Source organism: Tamlana sedimenti, assembly GCF_038148895.1.
Lineage (GTDB): Bacteria > Bacteroidota > Bacteroidia > Flavobacteriales > Flavobacteriaceae > Tamlana.
In genome coordinates, this window is sequence record NZ_JBBVGQ010000002.1 from 309,427 (window position 1) to 329,310 (window position 19,884).

General features: G+C 37.7%; 11 protein-coding genes. 10 read left to right on the forward strand and 1 reads right to left on the reverse strand.

Annotation, left to right across the window (positions count from 1 at the left end):
- Positions 1–71 precede the first annotated feature (71 nt).
- On the reverse strand, positions 72–983 hold the full coding sequence (locus tag WJN01_RS07400; protein WP_445196514.1) for a dihydrodipicolinate synthase family protein: 912 nt from the start codon (positions 981–983) through the stop codon (positions 72–74).
- A gap of 288 nt (positions 984–1,271) precedes the next feature.
- Here WJN01_RS07400 and WJN01_RS07405 point away from each other — a divergent pair, with 288 nt between their 5' ends.
- The 10 genes from WJN01_RS07405 to WJN01_RS07450 all read left to right on the forward strand — a co-directional run bounded on the left by WJN01_RS07405 (position 1,272) and on the right by WJN01_RS07450 (position 19,883).
- Positions 1,272–4,574: a SusC/RagA family TonB-linked outer membrane protein gene (locus WJN01_RS07405; RefSeq protein WP_445196515.1), complete on the forward strand. Its 3,303-nt coding sequence runs from the start codon at positions 1,272–1,274 to the stop codon at positions 4,572–4,574.
- An 18-nt stretch (positions 4,575–4,592) separates the two neighbouring features.
- On the forward strand, positions 4,593–6,569 hold the full coding sequence (locus tag WJN01_RS07410; protein ID WP_445196516.1) for a RagB/SusD family nutrient uptake outer membrane protein: 1,977 nt from the start codon (positions 4,593–4,595) through the stop codon (positions 6,567–6,569).
- Positions 6,570–6,737: 168 nt separating this feature from the next.
- Complete coding sequence (locus tag WJN01_RS07415; protein WP_445196517.1) at positions 6,738–8,444, forward strand: pectate lyase family protein; 1,707 nt, start codon at positions 6,738–6,740, stop codon at positions 8,442–8,444.
- Between the two features lie 37 nt (positions 8,445–8,481).
- Positions 8,482–9,153 carry a DUF3826 domain-containing protein gene (locus WJN01_RS07420; protein ID WP_445196518.1) on the forward strand — a complete coding sequence of 224 codons (672 nt, stop codon included), beginning with the start codon at positions 8,482–8,484 and terminating at the stop codon, positions 9,151–9,153.
- Between the two features lie 49 nt (positions 9,154–9,202).
- The gene (locus tag WJN01_RS07425) at positions 9,203–10,909 is read left to right on the forward strand and encodes a pectate lyase family protein (RefSeq protein ID WP_445196519.1); all 1,707 of its coding nucleotides are present in this window, start codon (positions 9,203–9,205) and stop codon (positions 10,907–10,909) included.
- A 19-nt stretch (positions 10,910–10,928) separates the two neighbouring features.
- Positions 10,929–14,072 carry a DUF6298 domain-containing protein gene (locus WJN01_RS07430; RefSeq protein WP_445196520.1) on the forward strand — a complete coding sequence of 1,048 codons (3,144 nt, stop codon included), beginning with the start codon at positions 10,929–10,931 and terminating at the stop codon, positions 14,070–14,072.
- Between the two features lie 2 nt (positions 14,073–14,074).
- The gene (locus WJN01_RS07435; protein WP_445196521.1) at positions 14,075–15,490 is read left to right on the forward strand and encodes a glycoside hydrolase family 140 protein; all 1,416 of its coding nucleotides are present in this window, start codon (positions 14,075–14,077) and stop codon (positions 15,488–15,490) included.
- Positions 15,490–17,079 (forward strand): glycoside hydrolase family 28 protein, encoded by a 1,590-nt coding sequence (locus WJN01_RS07440; RefSeq protein WP_445196522.1) that lies wholly within the window; start codon positions 15,490–15,492, stop codon positions 17,077–17,079. The genes WJN01_RS07435 and WJN01_RS07440 overlap by 1 nt, the downstream gene beginning before the upstream one ends.
- Before the next feature lie 14 nt (positions 17,080–17,093).
- On the forward strand, positions 17,094–18,020 hold the full coding sequence (locus WJN01_RS07445; RefSeq protein WP_445196523.1) for a glycoside hydrolase family 43 protein: 927 nt from the start codon (positions 17,094–17,096) through the stop codon (positions 18,018–18,020).
- A 12-nt stretch (positions 18,021–18,032) separates the two neighbouring features.
- On the forward strand, positions 18,033–19,883 hold the full coding sequence (locus tag WJN01_RS07450; protein ID WP_445196524.1) for an exo-alpha-sialidase: 1,851 nt from the start codon (positions 18,033–18,035) through the stop codon (positions 19,881–19,883).
- Position 19,884 lies beyond the last annotated feature (1 nt).

Sequence of the window (19,884 nt, forward strand, 5' to 3'; positions counted from 1 at the left end):
GTAAATGTCGTTTAGTAAGTAGGTAAGTTTTGCTGGTTTTGGAACGAAAGCAGCATATAGTTCAATTTCAACTAAAGCACCTTTTCTATTTTAGCTTTAATGTTTTGAATATTTAGCTTTACAGCATTCATTTCTTTCTCATCAAATTTTTGAAACGGCGGTGCAATATAATCATCGATAATACCTAAGGCAGACAATCCAGCTTTCATCCCTTTTAAATAGCTAGAGCCAAAAGAACCTAAATTGTAAATTTTAGTTGATATTTCCATTACCAAATCTTGTAGTGAATTTATGCGGTCAAAATCCCGAGATTTCGCGGCTTTGTACAACTCAACATAAAGTTTAGGAAACATATTGGCCCCTCCGTTAACACCGCCATGTCCGCCCATTAAAACCGTTTGGGCGGTTACTTCTTCTGGACCAACCAAAAGGGTAAAATTCTTATCCTTTAATAAATGACATAGTTTTTCAAAATAAACAATATTTGCAGAGCTATCTTTTAATCCTACAATATTAGGATGTTCAGATAGCTTTAAAGCCGTATCTATTTCAATGTTTATTTTGGTATGGGAAGGCATGTTGTAGAGGAAAAGTGGCAAAGGTAGTTGGTCTGCCAAATTCCAGTAATATTTATAAAGTTCAATTTGCCCTAATCCATAATAAAAAGGAGGTGCCGCTACAACAGCGGCTGCCCCAGCTTTTTTAGCAATCGAAGCTAAATTCAGACTTTCTTCAATAGAGGTGTCTGATATGCCAACAAACAAAGGTATTCTACCATTTACTGCATTACAGCTTTCTGTAATAAGCTGTTGCCTAGTTTTGTAACTCAAGTTGGTTGCTTCACCGGTTGTGCCAAGAATAAAAAGTCCGTGTACACCACCAGCAATAATGTGGTTAATTAAGTTATCAACTCCTTTTAAATCCAATGAAAGATTATCAGCCAATAGTGGGGTTACCATTGGAGGAATAATTCCGTTTACCATACACTTATAAATTAGTTATGAATTTAGACATAGGCTTAAGCTATAAAACATTAAAACTACCATTTCAATCTTAAACCAAAACTTGGCAATTTGTTCTAAACAATGGTTTATAAAATCATCCTATTGTCAAAGTTCAATAAATAAACAAAAAAGTGTTTACAAAATTGGTCGCCGTCCAAAAATTACATGGAATAATTGCTAATTTCATGATATTAGCCTAATATTACGTATCGTTTAAAAACGTTAACTAATTCTTTTAACTAAATTAATTAAACTAAATAAAAAAGTATGAAAAAAGCAATTTCAAATGCTTTCATTTTGCTGCTTTTCTCTTTAATGAGTTTCTCCGGTTTTTCTCAGGCCGCAAGTGGTAAAAAAGTTGTTACAGGTACGGTTGTTGATAATGCACAAATACCACTTCCGGGAGTTACCGTTCTGGAAAAAGGAACGAATAATGGTGTCGTTACTGACTTTGATGGTGCCTATAGCATTAGCGTAACTTCCAAAAGCACTATTGTATTTTCTTATGTGGGCATGAAGACACAGGAAAAAGTTGTTGGAGAACTGACAACTATTAACGTGACCTTTCAGGATGACACACAATCTTTGGATGAAGTAGTTGTAGTGGGTTATGGTTCGCAAAAAAGAGAAGCGATTACTGGTGCGGTAGAGTCAATTAAAGGGGAAGAGATAGAAGACCTCCCTGTTGGTAATTTGGCAGCGGCTCTTGTAGGCCGTGTTTTGGGTGTTGGTGTTTCCGGTGGGGAATCAAGACCAGGAGTTCCAGCTCAAATCACCATACGTAACCCAGTCACCGGTACAAACATTAGAGCAAAAGATAGAACATCTGGGGAGCCACTATTCGTTATTGATGGTGTGGTACAAATAGATCCCAATACTGGTTTGAGTGACTCAACAAATTTTAATAATCTGGATGCATCAGAAGTTGAAAGTATTTCGTTTTTAAAGGATGCTTCTGCAGCTATTTACGGATCTAGGGCAGCCCAAGGGGTGGTTTTAGTGACTACGAAAAAAGGAAAAAAGGGGCCAGCTAGGTTTTCTTATTCTGGTAATTTTTCGGTTGCCGATGAAACATTTCGTCATAAAATGCTAAATGCATATGATTTCGCAAGAGTTTTTAATATTATGAACGGCCCCAATGGAACGGGGGGGGAGTATGACCTAACAAGAGATGACTTTAGCGAGTATTTCTTCTCTCCAACAGAATTGGAGTTTTTTAAATCAAATACCCATGATGCTTTGGATGATTATTGGACTTCGGCCAGCACTCAAAGGCATAACCTTAATGTCTCTGGCGGGTCTGATGATGCCACTTATTTTGGAGGAATTTCATATTACACCCAAGATGGTAACTTAGGAACCTTAAATTATGACCGCTGGTCTTTTAGGGCAGGTTCAAGCATTAATTTGGCCAAAGGGTTTAAAGCAGATTTTCAGGTGTCCGGATATTTTACAGATGAAAGCAAGACCACCAGTAAAATAGGTAGTGAAAATGTTGAAAATGATTTTAGGCAATTACAAAACAGAGCACCATTTTTGCCTATGTATATTGATGGCTTGCCAACATTGCAAATTGGTGCGAGTGCCAATGATGCTTTGGCAGGGTATCATTATGGTGAGATTCAAAGGTTGCAGAATTTGGCCGAATCAATAGATAACAATGTTACCGTAAACTTAAATGTTGAGTACGAGGTGCCTTTTATTAAAGGACTAAAACTTAAAGCCAATTATGCACGTCAAGAAGGAGGAAGTAGGGGAAGTCAAAAAGGAAGCAAATTTAATTTATATGAATTTTATGGTGCTGATCAATTTACTGCTTCAGATATCCAAACCTATGTCTTATACGAAAATGGTTCAGGACCATTAGGAACTAATGATATCAGGTTGATTACCGAAATAGTTAATGGAGACAGATTGCTTATAGATAATGGAAGAAGTGGAAGTGAACAGATGCGTTTTCAAACCTCTTTTGAGCGGGATTTTGGAAAGCACAGCATTTCTGCCTTATTCGCTATGGAAAGATCTGAAAGATTTGAACATCATGAACGTATCATTAGATATGGTGTGCCAGAATATTCAGATGGCATGCTTTGGCAAAATACTGGTAATTATGATTCCGATAACACATTTAATTGGCGGTACGAATCAGGCGATTTAGGGGCTATTGGACGATTAAATTATGATTACGATAGTAAATATTACGCGGAATTTCTTTTTAGAAGTGATGTCTCGGCAAAATTTGCACCCAAAAACTATTGGGGCAATTTTTATTCCGTTTCTGGAGGTTGGATTGTATCAAAAGAATCGTTTTTTAAATCCAATACCATAGATTTTTTAAAGTTAAGAGCCTCAGTAGGTTTAACTGGTAAAGACGATACCAGGGCTTGGGAATGGCGTCAAAACTTCGATATAGTAACTGATGGTGGTAGTGTTTTTGGAGGAAATTCTTCTGTTTCTTCTGGGCTATCGCCTGACAGGGTAGGAAATCCGGACGTTCGTTGGAGTAGTGAACTTAAAACCAATTTTGGTGTTGAGGCAAGATTTTTAGATAACAGACTTTCATTAACTCTTGAGTCTTATTACAATATTGGAAAGGAATTGCTGATCAATTTAACCGAAGGAGTACCTTTTACGGTTGGTGGGGCCGCAGGATCGTCCAACACCGGTAGGGCCGATACTTGGGGAAAAGAAATTTCAGTTGGCTGGAGTGATACCGTGGGTGACGATTTTGATTATGCGGCGACTATCAACTTCGGTTGGAGAGATAACAACTTAATCGAAGGTAATTTCACCAATGAAAATAATTGGTACCCTTGGCAAACAAACAAACCCGGAAGTACCGACATAGGTGTTTGGGGCTATGATTATATGGGCATGTTTAGAACCCAGGACGACATAGATAACTATATTGCCGAGACTGGGGTAACATCAGTTTTTGGCGTACCTTCAAGTGATTTAAGGCCAGGGATGCTTTATTACAGGGATATAAGAGGCGTATGGGATCCAGAAACAAGAACTTTTGGAGAACCCGATGGAAGAATAACCGTAGACGATCAAATTCAATTAAGTAAACCGGCAAAGGGGCCGCGAGGTTTTAATACAGCAATAAAGTTAGGTTATAAAGGTTTGAGTTTAAATACTGTTTTAAGCGTTGGCTGGGGAGGATTCAGGGACATTGGTCGTGCTAAGTCTGTTTTCGAAGGAGAAAAAATAACGGAAAATTATCAAAACAGGCCTGCGTTTTGGGCTAACATGTACGACCCAGTTCTAAATCCGTCGGGTAATATTCCCAATCTTGCAGCAAAATATGAAGAAATAAATACCCTTACCTCCAGATTTTGGGAAGTAAGTAATTTTAGTATGGTTATGAGAAATATTAACCTAAGTTATACGGTGCCAAAGGAGTTTACTGAAAAGATTGGAGTTAGAAACTTTAGATTAAACTTGGTGGCCATGAACCCATTCATTCTGTTTAACCCTTATAAGGATTACGGTTTGTCTCCTTACAATTCTTACGATACTTATCCTGTGCTTAAAACTTATTCTTTAGGTGTAAATGTTGGGTTTTAAATTAAAAAAATATAGAGCATGAAAAATATAAAACTAAATAAGCTAATTATACTATTAACTATTGTTTTTTTAAGTGGTTGTAGTACAGATTTTATTGAAGAAAAGAAAAATTATCAAAAAGTTGATGTTGAAATTTATCAATATGAATCTTTGGCAACAAGATATGTAGACTATATATATAACCAAATGTTGCCTTCTGGTACCGTTACTATGGCTGCTTGGTCTAAGGCAGCAGCAGATAATTCGGATGTTCCCGGACGTGGTAATCCAACTATTTTTGCTAAAGCTACTGATGAAGTAATAGGCGAAGTGGATATTAATAAGGAGTGGGCGGAAATATCACCTTTAAATAATCACTGCCTAAAATCTCTAGGAGTTCCATTAAGAAATCCTTCAAATAATGCATATACAAGAATAAGATATTGTAACTTATATATTAATAATGTTGCTATATATTCCAAACTAGATAAAGATTTTGAAAATCAGGTACTAGGTCAATTATATTTTTGGCGGGCATGGCAATATTTTGATTTGGTAAGGCTTTATGGTGGCATTCCGATTGTTCTGGAAGAACAACCCTTAACAGCAAATGACCCTATAAACCAAACGCCAAGAAGCTCAGCGGAAGAGGTAATAAATCAAATTGTTTCAGATTTGGAAATGTCCCAATCCTTATTGGAAAATGCAAGGCCGTATACGGCAGAAGAGGCTGGTAGAATTACGGCCGCTGCCGCTGCCGCTTTAAAAGGTCGTGTACTGTTAACTTGGGCAAGTCCATTGTTTAATAGAAATGATGATCAAACCAGATGGCAAAGAGCTTATGATGCAAATTTAGAGGCCTACAACGTTTGTTTGACAGCAGGGAAAGGGCTTGATCCAGACTGGAAAAACATGTGGTTTGCCGACAATGGTATGGAGTCTATTTTCGCTTTTGGGTTTAATAATTATGCGGCTAATTCTGGGGAAATCCAGAAAAACAATTATACTGAATATCAAACCCGCTCTGTTCCTCAAGGGGGAAATGCAGGTTTGGTTCCAACCAAAAATGTAATGGATGCTTTTCCTATGGCAGACGGAACGCCATATAACCCGAATGGTAATTTGAATCATTTTTATAGAAATAGAGATCCACGTTTTTATTACACTTTTGCCTACAATGGAAGTATTTGGCCTTATAAAGAAAGCTCCAATTATAAAAACTGGACCTACTATTGGTTTCCATTAGCACCAAATCCGCAAGGGCCTAAAATTGCTACAAATACCCCCTTTCATATTACGGGTATTTACTTAAGAAAATTTACTAACGATGCTTCTTCCCAAACTAATTCATATAGAAATAATGGTGACGATTATATGGAAATCCGTTTTGCCGAAGTGGTATTGAATTTGGCTGAATCTGCTGTAGGCATTAATAATTTAGCTGATGCAAAAGGCTATATTGGGGAAGTTCGAGAAAGAGCCGGTATACAAAATTTGGATGGTCAGTATGGTTTATCTAGCTTAAGCACAAGAGATCAGCTTTTTGCTGCAGTCATTAATGAAAGAAAAGTAGAGTTTGCATATGAAAATAAACGGTTCTTCGATTTAAGACGATGGATGCTCTACAATGATGATTTTGGTACATGTACCCAATTAAACCAAACACCTATTGAAGGATCTAGAAGGCAAGGGTATTATACTTTTGCAAAATCTGATGCATCTAACTACTATGTGGGTATCCCAGATCCGTTTAAAGGTGCGAATGCTCCAGTTATAAATAGAGATGCAACATCTTATCCTAATGGCATAACAAGCTACTCGGAATATGTTGATTACCTTTATGATAATCACTTTGAAGTAGTGGTCAGGGATGAAGGAATTGAGGTGCCAACAGACTTTACTTTCAAGTGGTACAATGAATATTATTTCTTTGGAATCTATCAAAATTTACTGGATACGGCACCATATTTGCAACAAACACAGGGTTGGGGCGGTTCGTTCGTACCTTATAATTAATAACAAAAATCCATATAAATTACCTGTGTTTGTTATGGATACAGGTAATTTTTTTTGAAAAAAAATAACATCAATCAATGAAACATCCATCACTAAAAAGTATGGCAGAAAGTCAGAAAGCTAGTTTGGATGTTACATGTGACAATTAAAATGAAATAAAAAGAGCACATGAAAATTTTAAAAGCAATAACATTTATCTATTTTGCAACTTTAACGTTTACAGAAGTTTACGCTCAGTATCCATCGTTAACAGCCGAAGACAAAGTAAGAGAGATGCGCATTAAAAATGACGCATATGAGCATTCTGATAAAGTTTGGGAAAAGGCCGTACTTGTTGTTGAGAAAGAAGCCAGAGAGGGTAAGCCTTATATACCCTGGGCTTCAAGACCAACCGATCTGCCTCAGGCTGAAATCCCTGCTTTTCCAGGAGCAGAAGGTGGTGGCATGTACACTTTTGGTGGTCGAGGAGGTAAAGTTTACACGGTAACAAACCTTAGGGACAATGGACCGGGAAGTTTCCGTGAAGCTTGTGAAAAAGGAGGAGCTAGAATCATCGTGTTTAATGTAGCAGGAATAATTAAGCTCAATAGGCCATTAATAATTCGTGCTCCATATATCACTATTGCAGGACAGACTGCACCTGGAGACGGTATCTGCATAGCAGGCGAATCGGTTTGGATTGATACTCATGACGTCATCATTCGTCATATGCGTTTCCGTAGAGGTGAAACATTTGTTGGCAGAAGGGATGATGCCATTGGCGGAAATCCAGTTGGGAACATCATGCTCGACCATGTTTCTGCAACTTGGGGGCTTGATGAGAACATGTCTATTTACAGGCACATGTACAGCCCAGGTGAGGGGTATCAAGAAAAAAAGCTTGCAACAGTAAACGTTACCATTCAAAACAGTTTGTTTGGTGAGGCATTAGATACCTATAACCATGCGTTCGGGAGTACTTTGGGCGGAGAAAATTGTTCTTTCTTGAGAAATATGTGGGCCAACAATGCAGGAAGAAACCCTTCAATTGGTTGGAATGGTATATTCAATTTTGTGAACAATGTGGTTTTCAATTGGGTGCATCGTTCATTGGACGGAGGAGATTACACAGCCACTTTCAATATAATAAATAACTACTTTAAACCAGGGCCATTAACACCTTTAGACGAACCCATCAGTTACCGAATACTCAAACCTGAAGCAGGTAGAAGTAAGTTGGATACCTTAGTTTTTGGAAGGACATATGTTAAAGGAAATATAGTTGAAAATAACCCTAAAATAACGGAAAACAATTGGGCCGGGGGCGTTCAAATTGAAGGTAAGGATGGCGAATTAATGAATCATGAAGAAGCCGATGCTTATTTCCCATACATGAGAATGGAAGAACCTATTAAGCCGATGCCATGGTTAAATATTATGACCGCTGATGATGCCTATGATTTTGTATTGAAAAATGTTGGCGCTACGCTTCCAATTCGTGATAAAGTTGATGCCCGAATCGTTAGAACGGTTAAAACGGGTACTCCTGAATACGTTAAAGGGTTGGATGAAGACTTGTTTTATCAGTTTAAACATAGACGTTTGCCTAAAGATTCATATAAGCAAGGTATAATAACTGATATTGAGCAAGTTGGAGGTTATCCTGAATACAAAGGCACTCCATACATTGATACCGATAATGATGGCATGCCCGATAATTATGAAGAAAAATTCGGGTTTAATCCACAAGATGCTAGTGACGCCAATGGCGATATAAATAATGATGGATATACCAACATTGAAGGCTATATAAATGGTATAGACCCAACTGTAACTGTAGATTGGAAAGACCTAAGTAATAACAAAGAAACCCTTTTAGAGCCATTGTTAAAATAATTTTCAAAGGCTAGAAGGTTAAATAAAAAAATAAGAGATGTTTTTAAAAAAAATAGGTTTAAGCATATTTTTTGTTGCTTCAATTTTCACTCAAGTTGATGCCCAACAATATTTAGATCCTGAATACATAAAAGTTACCCAAGAACGAGGAGCCAAAATAGTATCAGAACTAAATTTAGATAATAAGGAAAAGGAAGAAGCTGTTACTAATATAATTGCAGAGCAATATCAAAACTTGAGTAAGGTTCAAGATGAAAGAGATGCTAAAATTGAGGCATTAAAGAAAAGCAAACTTTCAGAAGAAGCGCAGAAGAAGAAAATTGATAAGGTAAATGCAAAGGCTGGAAAATTACTTGATAAATTACATAAATCTTATATCAATCAATTATCGATTCATTTAAACGAAGAAAAAATTGACGGCGTAAAAGATGGAATGACCTATGGTGTTTTGCCCAAAACCTACGCTGCTTTCCTTGAAATGATACCCAGTTTAACCAATGAGGAAAAGGAGTATATTTTCAATAATCTCAAGGAAGCTAGAGAGCATTCCATGGATGGTGGATCTTCTAAAGAAAAGCATGCATGGTTTGGTAAATATAAAGGAAGGATTAATAATTATTTATCGGCTCGAGGTTACGATTTGGAAAAGGAAAGAGACGAATGGTACAAGCGCATTGAAGAAAAAAAGAATAACAATCCTGAAAAATAGCCGTACTTTTATAAGTAAAGATTAGCGTTAAATCTTAAAATCCCTCAACATGAAAAATTCTCTTTTTCGAACATTTAGAATAGTAATGCTTTTGGGCTTTTTTTGCTCAATCTTTCAAAATTCATATGGGCAATATCCTGAAATTCCAAATGAACTTCAAGCGAAAACCGATGCAGCTTTAGCAAAAGAAGAAGTGCGACTGAATAAAATTTGGGATGATAATTACCACATCATTCAAGAAGAAGCCAAACAAGGAAGGCCTTATGTTCCTTGGGCATCTTACCCGGCCGATTTAATTAAGGCAGAAATTCCTGCATTCCCGGGAGCCGAAGGTGGTGGAGCATTCACCCCAGGAGGAAGAGGTGGAAAAATCTTCGTGGTTACCAGTTTAGCCGATTCTGGAGAGGGTACTTTAAGGCAAGCATTGGAAGCTGTTGGAGCAAGGACCATTGTTTTTAATGTTTCTGGAATTATTAAACTGGAAAAACCAATCAATATACGAGCTCCTTATGTTACGATTGCAGGTCAAACGGCTCCCGGTGATGGCATATGTGTGGCTGGAGAATCCATTTTAATTGATACCCATGATATTATTATCCGGCATATGCGCTTCCGACGTGGGGCGACCGATGTTACCAGAAGAGATGATGCCTTGGGGGGAAATGCCGTGGGCAATATTATTATAGACCATTGCTCGGTAAGTTGGGGTTTGGATGAAAATATATCATTATACCGTCATAAATTTAGGGTACACAAAGATGCTCAATTTGAAAAATTACCGACGGTTAATGTTACGATTCAAAACACCATTTCTTCCGAGGGGTTAGATACCTATAACCATGCCTTTGGTAGCACTATTGGTGGGTTGAACAGTACATTCGCTCGAAATTTATGGGCAAACAATATTTCTAGAAATCCTTCAATTGGGATGTACGGCAGCTTTAATTTTGTAAACAATGTTTTATTTAATTGGTGGAACCGCTCGTTGGATGGAGGCGATTTCCGTTCCATGTTCAACATCATTAATAACTACTTTAAACCAGGTCCGATTACACCGACAGATCAACCCATTAGGTATAGAATTCTTAAGCCAGAATCGGGCTACTTAAAACCTAAAGCATTCGGTCGTGCCTATATTGAAGGCAATATTACCGAAGGGTCTCCAAAAGTAACCTCAAACAATTGGAATGGTGGGGTACAGCTTGAAGACCTTTCTCTTAACGAATCTCAAGACTTTTTAAACGCGATCAAGCAGACTAAACCATTCCCGATGGCGCCAGTAACCATTATGGATACAGAAAAGGCTTATAATTATGTATTAAACAATGTTGGGGCCACATTACCAAAAAGAGATGTGGTTGACCAACGGGTAATCCATCAAGTAAGAACAGGAAAAATAAACTATCCTGACGGATTGGATAATACCATAGGAAAAGAGTTTGTAAAAAGACGTCTTCCCGACGACTCCTATAAAAAAGGCATTTTAACCCACCCTAGTCAAGCTGGTGGTTATCCAGAATACAAAGGAAAACCTTATAAGGATTCTGATGGTGATGGCATTCCAAACAAATGGGAAAAGAAATACGGTTTAAACCCAGATGATGCTTTAGATGCTAATCAAGATTTAAATGGTGATGGCTACACAAATCTTGAAAAATACTTCAATGGAATTGACCCAAATCAAAAAGTAGATTGGACAAACCTTGAAAATAATACCGATACATTGGCTAAACTAGAAAATGGACTTTTACAATAGCGAAGTTCAATGAATAATAATGACGAATTATATTTACATAAAAAAAATAGGGTTATTATTTATCACGTTGATTTTTGCCATAAATCAAGTAAATACTCAAAACGTCTTTCCAGATATCGTTAAAAACAAAAACGGAAAAATTACCCATATAGCTGATAGTTTGGGTAATGTTGTTCCCGATTTTTCTTATGCCGGATATATGGCTTCGGAAATGGCTATTCCAAATGTTGAGGCCAAGATTTTCGTGCCTTATCAAAATGAAGATGCCACAGCAATTATTCAATCTGCCATCGATTATGTTAGCAATTTGAAACCAAATACAAATGGTTTTAGGGGCGCCGTACTTTTAGATAAGGGCAAATTTAAAATCAACGGCACACTTTACATCAAAAATTCAGGTGTGGTATTGAGAGGCAGCGGCAACCTTGACAATGAAACCATTCTCCTAGGAACAGGAATCAGTCGTGAAGCTATAGTTCATATTTTGGGTGTTGATAACAGAACTTACAACGATACGTTGCAATTAGATGAGGTTTACGCACCAATTGGCACAAAAACACTTCACCTAAAAAGCGAATCTAAGCTTAAGGTTGGAGATGAAATTATTATTAAAAAACAATTGACAGAAAAATGGATTAAGGAACTTCAAATGGATTATTTTGGAGGTGAAAGTGGTTGGATTGGTTGGAAGACTAGAGATTGGGATATTACTTCTAATAGAGTGATTGATGGTGTTGAAGAAAACAACATAATCTTAAATGCCCCTCTAACGTTTAATGCCAATGATGAATATAGTCAAGCTGAAATTATAAAATACAATTGGCCAGGTAGAATTGAACATATTGGCATTGAAAATTTAAGTATCCACTCTGTTTTTGACGAAACTAACTCGGAAGACGAGGAACACCGATGGTTTGGCATTACTATGGAAAATGTGAAAAATGCTTGGGTGCGCCAAATCAATTTTAAGCATTTAACGGGTGGAGCGGTGAATCTTTTAAAATCTGCACAACAGATAACGGTTGAAGATTGTTTATCAACAGAACCAATTTCAGAAATTGCTGCATTTAGAAGGCAAACATTTTATACCGAAGGTGAACAAACCTTGTTTCAGCGTTGTTATTCCGAATATGGCTATAATGATTTTGTGGTTGGTGGTTACGGCACATCGGGACCAAATGCCTTTGTGCAATGCGAATCACATTTGCCTTTTAGCAACAGTGGCGCTATTGGAAGTTGGGCAACAGGTGTGTTGTTTGACGTCGTTTATATTGATGGAGATGCATTGAATTACAACAATAGAGAACAAGCAGGACGAGGAGCCGGATGGACAGCCGCCAACAGCGTGATTTGGGAATCTTCGGCTTCAAAAATAGCATGTTATAGTCCGCCAACATCTCAGAATTGGGCATTTGGTATTTGGGGCGGTATTATGACGGGTAATGGTCATTGGAAAGATGTAAACAATCATATTACACCAAGGAGTTTGTTTTATGCTCAGTTGGATAACAGATTGGATAAACTTCCTTTGAACCCTTTTGTTTATGATATGGGTTCGGAGCCAACATCAAGTCCTACCGTTGAACAAGCTGAAGAACTCACCAAAGAGGCTTCAAAACCTAAAATGACATTGAAATCTTGGATTCAAAAAGTTTCGAAAGAAAATAAAATTCCTGTTGATTCAAGAAAATTAAAATCTGTTCACGATTTAAAAAATAAATCGATTTCTAAAACAGATAGTCATTCAAAAGTCGAATTAAAAAACGGCTGGTTAACTTTCAACGGAAAGGTCATTACCGGAAAAACAGCACCAGTGATGTGGTGGCGCGGTAGTTTGCGCGATTACGATGTTAGTAAGGCATCAGCTCATGTTACGCGATTTGTACCCGGAAAAATAGGTAAAGGTTTTACGGATAAATTAACTGAAGTTGTGGAGGAATTCAAAGCCAACAATGTTGCTGCTTTAGACCATAATTATGGACTGTGGTACGAACGTAGAATGGACGACCATGAGCGTGTTAGAAGAATTGATGCGGATGTTTGGCCTCCTTTTTATGAACAACCTTTTGCCCGTTCGGGAAAGGATTTGGCCTGGGACCATTTAAGTAAATATGATTTAACCAAACCCAACACATGGTATTGGAGCCGTCTAAAGGAATTTGCTGATTTAGGGGAAAAAGAAGGCCAATTGCTCATTCAACAGCAATATTTTCAGCATAATATTATCGAGGCTGGAGCACATTGGTCGAGTTCGCCATGGCGTTCCGCAAACAATATTAATGAAACAGGGTTTCCAGAACCAGTGCCATATGCGGGCGACAAGCGTATTTTTATGGCGGAACAGTTTTACGATGTTACTAATGAAAACAGGAAGAAACTGCATCAACAATTCATTAGGCAATCACTTGCGAATTTTAAAGACAACAGTAATGTTATCCATTTCACTAGTGCCGAATATACTGGGCCACTTCATTTTATGGAGTTTTGGTTGGACGAAGTCAAAAAATATAAAGATGAAACTTCCGGAAGGGGCATTATTGGTTTAAGTGCTACCAAGGATGTGCAGGACGCTATTTTAGATGATTCAAAACGACAAAGCAGTGTTGATTTAATAGATATCCGTTATTGGCATTACCGTGAAGATGGTACTGTATATGCTCCTGAAGGCGGAAAAAACTTGGCGCCAAGACAACATGCACGAAAAATGGATACTGGAAAAGAAACCGAAGAACAGGTTTACCGTGCCGTTAGAGAATATCGCCAAAAATATCCAGAAAAGTCTGTACTATATTCAACCAATGCTGCCCCTAGATTTGGTTGGGCCGTTTTAATGGCAGGAGGTTCATTGGCCAATATTCCAAAAATTGGTGTCTCTGATTTTTATGAAGCCTTACCGTTAATGAAAATGACAGAAAACAGTAATCACCATAGTGAGTATTGGGCATTAGAAAGTAAAGGGAATGCTTATTTGTACTATCTAAAAAGCACAACTTCTGTTGAGGTGGACTTGTCGAACTTCAAAGGAAATTATGAATCCTATTGGATTAACCCCAGCGATGGTTCAGTTTTGGAAACACAAGTTTTAAAACGTAATTCAAAACAAAAACTTTTAAGCCCAAAAGGAAAAAACGTGGTGCTTTTTATAAATAAAAAAACAAACTAATCATGATAAAAACAAAACAACTTCTTTTCAGCTTCATAGTTCTGGGCTTTTTGGTGTCTTGCAAGGAAACAAAAAAAGAGCAAGTACAACATGAACCTGAAATGGGAGGAATACCAAAACTTGAAGTTTCTGAAAATGGACATTATTTTCAAACCAAAGAAGGAAATCCATTTTTTTGGTTGGGCGATACAGGTTGGTTAACCTTCAATAAATTGGACAGAGATGAAATAAAAAAATATTTTGCCGATAGAAAGGATAAAGGGTTTAATATCATTCAGATTATGACCCTTCATTCTTTGCCCGTTGCCAATGTATATGGTGATTCGGCCTTGGTTGCTCAGGATTTATCCAAACCTTTGGTTACAGAAGGCAATAGTTTTGAAAACGCCAATGAATATGATTATTGGGACCACGTTGATTACGCATTGGATGTGGCCAAAGAAGAAGGTTTGTTTTTGGGTATGGTGCCCGTTTGGGGTTCTCCTGTAAGCGATGGAAAAGTAAATTTAGAGCAAGCAAAAGCTTACGCTAATTTTTTGTCTGAACGTTTTAAAGATAGGGATAATATTATTTGGCTTGTTGGTGGTGATACTTATGGAAATGAAAATACCGAAATATGGAACGCCATTGGAAGCATTTTAAAAGCGAAAAACCCAGAGCGATTGGTGACTTTTCACCCAAGAGGAAGAACGGATTCTTCCGATAATTTCCATAACGAAAATTGGCTGGATTTCAATATGTTTCAATCAGGTCATCGTCGCTACGATCAAGATGATACCGAACGCAATTACGGCGAGGATAATTACAAATTTGTTCAAGTAGATTTCAATTTAAAACCTACCAAACCAACTTTGGACGGAGAACCATCTTATGAAGGTATTCCACAAGGGCTTCACGATACGTTGCAACCTCTTTGGAACGATAACGATGTGCGTCGTTATGCGTATTGGTCGGTTTTTGCAGGTGCAGCCGGTTTCACCTATGGCAACAACCACATCATGCAAATGCACGAAAATCACAGTAAACCTGAAGCCTATGGAAGCAAAACCTATTGGGTTAAAGCTTTGGATGCCCCAGGAGCTACGCAGATGCAATATATGAAAAAACTGATGCTTAAATACCCGTATTTTGAGCGTATTCCGGATGAAAGTTTGGTTGCCAATCAAGGTGAAAAGTACGATTACAAATCCGCCACTCGTGGTGATGGTTACGCTATGATTTATGTGTATAATGGTAAAACCATTTCGGTAAACATGGAAAAAATTAAAGGAGAAAACGTTAATGCTTCGTGGTACAATCCAAGAGATGGAAAAACCACAGATATTGGCGTTTTTAAAAATGAAGGTGTACAAGATTTTAAACCTTTAAGTGAAGAAGTTGACGGTAACGATTGGGTATTAATTTTAACCTCTAAATAATGACAACATTTATAAAAAAGATAGTTCTTGTTTTGTTTGTTGTGTTCATTTCCTCGTGTGCGTCAGTAAGTTCTGCTACAAATGGTTGGTTCAATATTCTGGAACATGGGGGAAACAAAAAGGGAGAATTATGTACTGAGGCCATTCAAGGTGCTATTGATAAAGCTTCAAAACAAGGAGGTGGTACCGTTTATTTTCCTGCTGGGGAATATTTAACAGGAGCACTAACGCTAAAAAACAACATTGTTTTACACATTGAGGCAGGAGCTGTTTTGAAGTTTTCAACCAATTTTGACCATTATTTACCATTTACCGAAGTCCGTTGGGAAGGCACAGTGATTCAAACGTTTAAACCGTTGTTACATGCGCGTGATGCTGAAAATATTACCATTACAGGGCGAGGAACTATTGATGGACAAGGTGAAGCATGGTGGAAAGAAATTTGGCGTATTGAATCAGCTAAAGAAGAATTAGAGTTGACCAAGTATCAAAAAATGACTGAAGAGGCCAACAAAGATGTTAAAACCGCAGATTACTACAAACGTACCAGAAGTTATTTGTTTCATAGGCCACCGCTTTTTCAAGCCTTTCAGTGTAAAAACATCACAATTGAAGGTGTTACCATTCAAAACTCACCATTTTGGACTGTCAATCCCGCATTTTGTGATAACATCACGATTGATAATGTTACTATTTTCAATCCGTATTCACCTAACACCGATGGCATCAATCCTACTTCATGCAAAAACGTTCATATTTCAAACTGTCATATTAGTGTAGGCGACGATTGTATTACCATAAAATCTGGTCGTGATGCCGATGGTAGAAAATGGGCAACCCCAACGGAGAACGTTACCATTACCAATTGCACCATGCTCAACGGTCATGGTGGTGTGGTTATTGGTAGCGAAATGTCAGGAGGTATTAAGAAAATAACGATTTCAAATTGCATTTTTGACGGTACAGATAGAGGCATTCGTTTAAAAGCTGCTCGTGGTCGTGGTGGCGTGGTTGAAGATATTAGAGTTTCAAATATCGTGATGAACAATATCAAAAATGAGGCATTTATGCTCAATTTGTTTTATGATAAAAACACCGTTGAAGGCCCAGTAACAGAGGAAACACCTATATTCAGAAACATCCATATCAGTAATGTTGCGGCCACAAACGTGAATACTGCGGGACGTATTTTGGGAATTCCTGAAATGCCTATTCACAATGTCACGTTTTCAGATGTTGATATTGATGCCAATGAGGGTTTTTCAATTCATACAGGAAAGAATATTGAATTTCACGATGTAAAAATCAATACTAAATTAGGTTCGGCTTTTAAGGTTGAAGACACCGAACAAATCATTTTAGATAATATAGGAACATCAAAACCGATAGAGAATAAAGCTGTTGTTAGTTTTAAAAATGTGAAAACAGCTTTGATAAGCAATTGTTTCCCAATGGTGCAAACTAATACATTTTTGCTTGTTGAAGGTGATGAAACGGAAGATATCCATTTAAAGAATAACATATTGAAGCATGTGGTGTTTCACACCAAAACAACAAGTTCAATAGATGGCAAAGTATTTAAAGACTAATAAAATCTATGTTCATGAGCGTTAAAAAAATATTGTCTATTGTTTTTTTGTTGAGTATGTTCAATTGTGCTTCAAAAAAGGAGGCCTATTTGTTTACATCTTTTAGGGAACCCGCCACTGAAGGATTGTATTTGACTTACAGTGAAGATGGCTACAATTGGAAGGATTTAAAAGGTCCGTATTTAGAGCCAGAAGCTGGTGATAGTAAAATCATGCGCGACCCGTCTATTGTTCGCGGAAAGGATGGAATGTATCACATGGTTTGGACTACCGATTGGAAAGGTGGGGATGGTTTTGGCTATGCAAGTTCTAAGGATTTAATCCATTGGGGCAACCAAGAATATATCCATGTGATGAAAAATGAACCAACGGTTGTGAACGTTTGGGCACCCGAAATTTTTTATGATGAAGGTGAAGACCGATACATCATCATTTGGGCGTCAACCATTCCGTTTCGTTATGAAAAAGGTGAGGAAGAGGAAAAAAACAATCATCGCATGTACTATGTCACAACTAAAGATTTTAAAACATTTTCAGAAACCAAATTGTTTTTGGAACCCGGTTTTAGTGTGATTGATTGCGTAATCGTTAAACGAGGAAAAGAAGATTATGCCTTAATTATAAAAGATAACACCAGACCGAACAGAAATTTAAAAGTGGCTTTTGGTAAATCGCCTTTAGGACCATTTGAGAATATTTCAGAGCCATATACTGGTTTTCTTTCGGAAGGGCCAACCGTGTTAAAACAGGATGGAAAATACATAATTTATTACGATAATTACGGTGAGAAGAATTATAAGGCGGTGAGTACTTCAGATTTTAAAACATTTGAAGATATCTCAAATAAAATTTCCTTGCCCGAAGGGCATAAGCATGGAACAATTACGACGGTTTCAAGAAGGGTTTTAAATGGCTTGATTGAAAAAAGTAAAGAAAAATAAAAGACAAGAAAGATGAAGTTAGGTTTTAAATTAATCATCGCAACACTGTGTATATGTGTGGTTTCTGTGGTACATGCGCAACAAGATACGGTTAAGTATGTTGGTGAGACCTTATCAAATATAGATTACCACCATGGCATGTTATCTCCTGCTGTTGGCGTGCATGCTATCCAAATAATGAGGGCTAGTCGAGAGCATCCCGAAAAATCGGATGGTTTTGGTTGGACCTACAACCATGCACCAAATATAGCATATTGGAACAACACATTTTTTGTTCAGTATTTAAGCGATCCTGTTGGCGAGCACATTCCACCTAGCCAAACGTTTATGTTGCGGTCAAAAGATGGTGAAAACTGGAGTTTTCCAGAAGTAAGTTTTCCAATTTATAGTATCCCGGATGGTTATCAAAAGGAAGGTGTTGAAGGTGTTGCTAAAAATTTAAAAGCCACCATGCACCAGCGAATGGGCTTTTTTACTTCATCGGACAACCGTTTTTTTACTTTGGCGTTTTATGGTATTTCAATGAACCCTAAGGATAGCCCAAATGACGGAAATGGCATCGGCCGAGTTATTCGTGAAATTTATAAAGATGGCAGTTTAGGACCTATTTATTTCATTCGATACAATCATGGTTGGAATGAGTCCAACACCAACTATCCGTTTTACAAAAGCAATAGGGACAAAGGTTTTAAAAAGGCTTGTGAAGAATTATTGTCTCAGTCTTTGCAAATGCAGCAATGGGTGGAAGAGGCCGATAGGGACGACCCGTTAATTCCGTTGAAAGAACAATATAAAGCATTTAGTTACTACCATATTCCTGACGGTAGAGTGGTTGGCCTGTGGAAACATGCTTTAACTTCAATTAGTACGGATGGTGGTAAATCTTGGCAGTATGATCCGCTTAGGGCACCTGGTTTTGTGAATAGTAATGCTAAAATTTGGGGACAAAAAACTTCTGATGGACGTTATGCCACTGTTTACAATCCTTCCGAATTTCGTTGGCCATTGGCTGTTTCAACCAGCGATGATGGTTTAAATTATACCGATTTGTTGTTGGTTCATGGTGAATTGTCACGAATTCGATATGGAGGGGCCTACAAATCACATGGTCCTCAATATGTACGAGGAATCACAGAAGGGAATGGTACACCGCCGGATGGAAATATGTGGTTGACCTATAGTGTAAACAAAGAAGATATTTGGGTGGCTTCGGTTCCAGTTCCTGTCAAAAGTTCTGTGGATGAAGACGTAAACGATATATTCAATAATATACCAGATGGAGAAGAGCTAAAACTATGGAACACTTACGATTTAAAGTGGGCCACAGCAAATATAGAAAAGAAAGACGGTGTTAAATGGTTAACGCTTCGCGACCAAGACCCTTTTGATTACCCAAGAGTGGAGCGCGTTACCCCATTTGCGGAAAAAATGGAAGTGACGTTTACCGTGAAACCAGAACAAAGTGACCATGGTATGCTTCAAGTGGAACTGCAAAATAAACAAGGTCTGCCTTCTGTGAGGTTGATATTTGATTCCGATGCGAATCTAAAACAAAAAATGGGATATAGATTGCGAAACATCATGACCTATGAGGCGGGCAAGGAATACACCATTAAGCTTACTATTGATGCAACTTCACGATTGTATACTATTAACGTGAACGGAGAGAAGGATGTGAAAGGCATATTTTTCATGCCAACAGATGGTATTTCGCGAGTCATGTTCCGAACTGGCGAGCAACGGCATTATCCAACAGTAGACACGCCGGTAGATACGCCAAATTACGACGATGTACCTTTTACGGGTGCTGCGATTCCAGAGGCAGTATTTAACATAAAATCATTGACCACTAAAAAGCTATAAA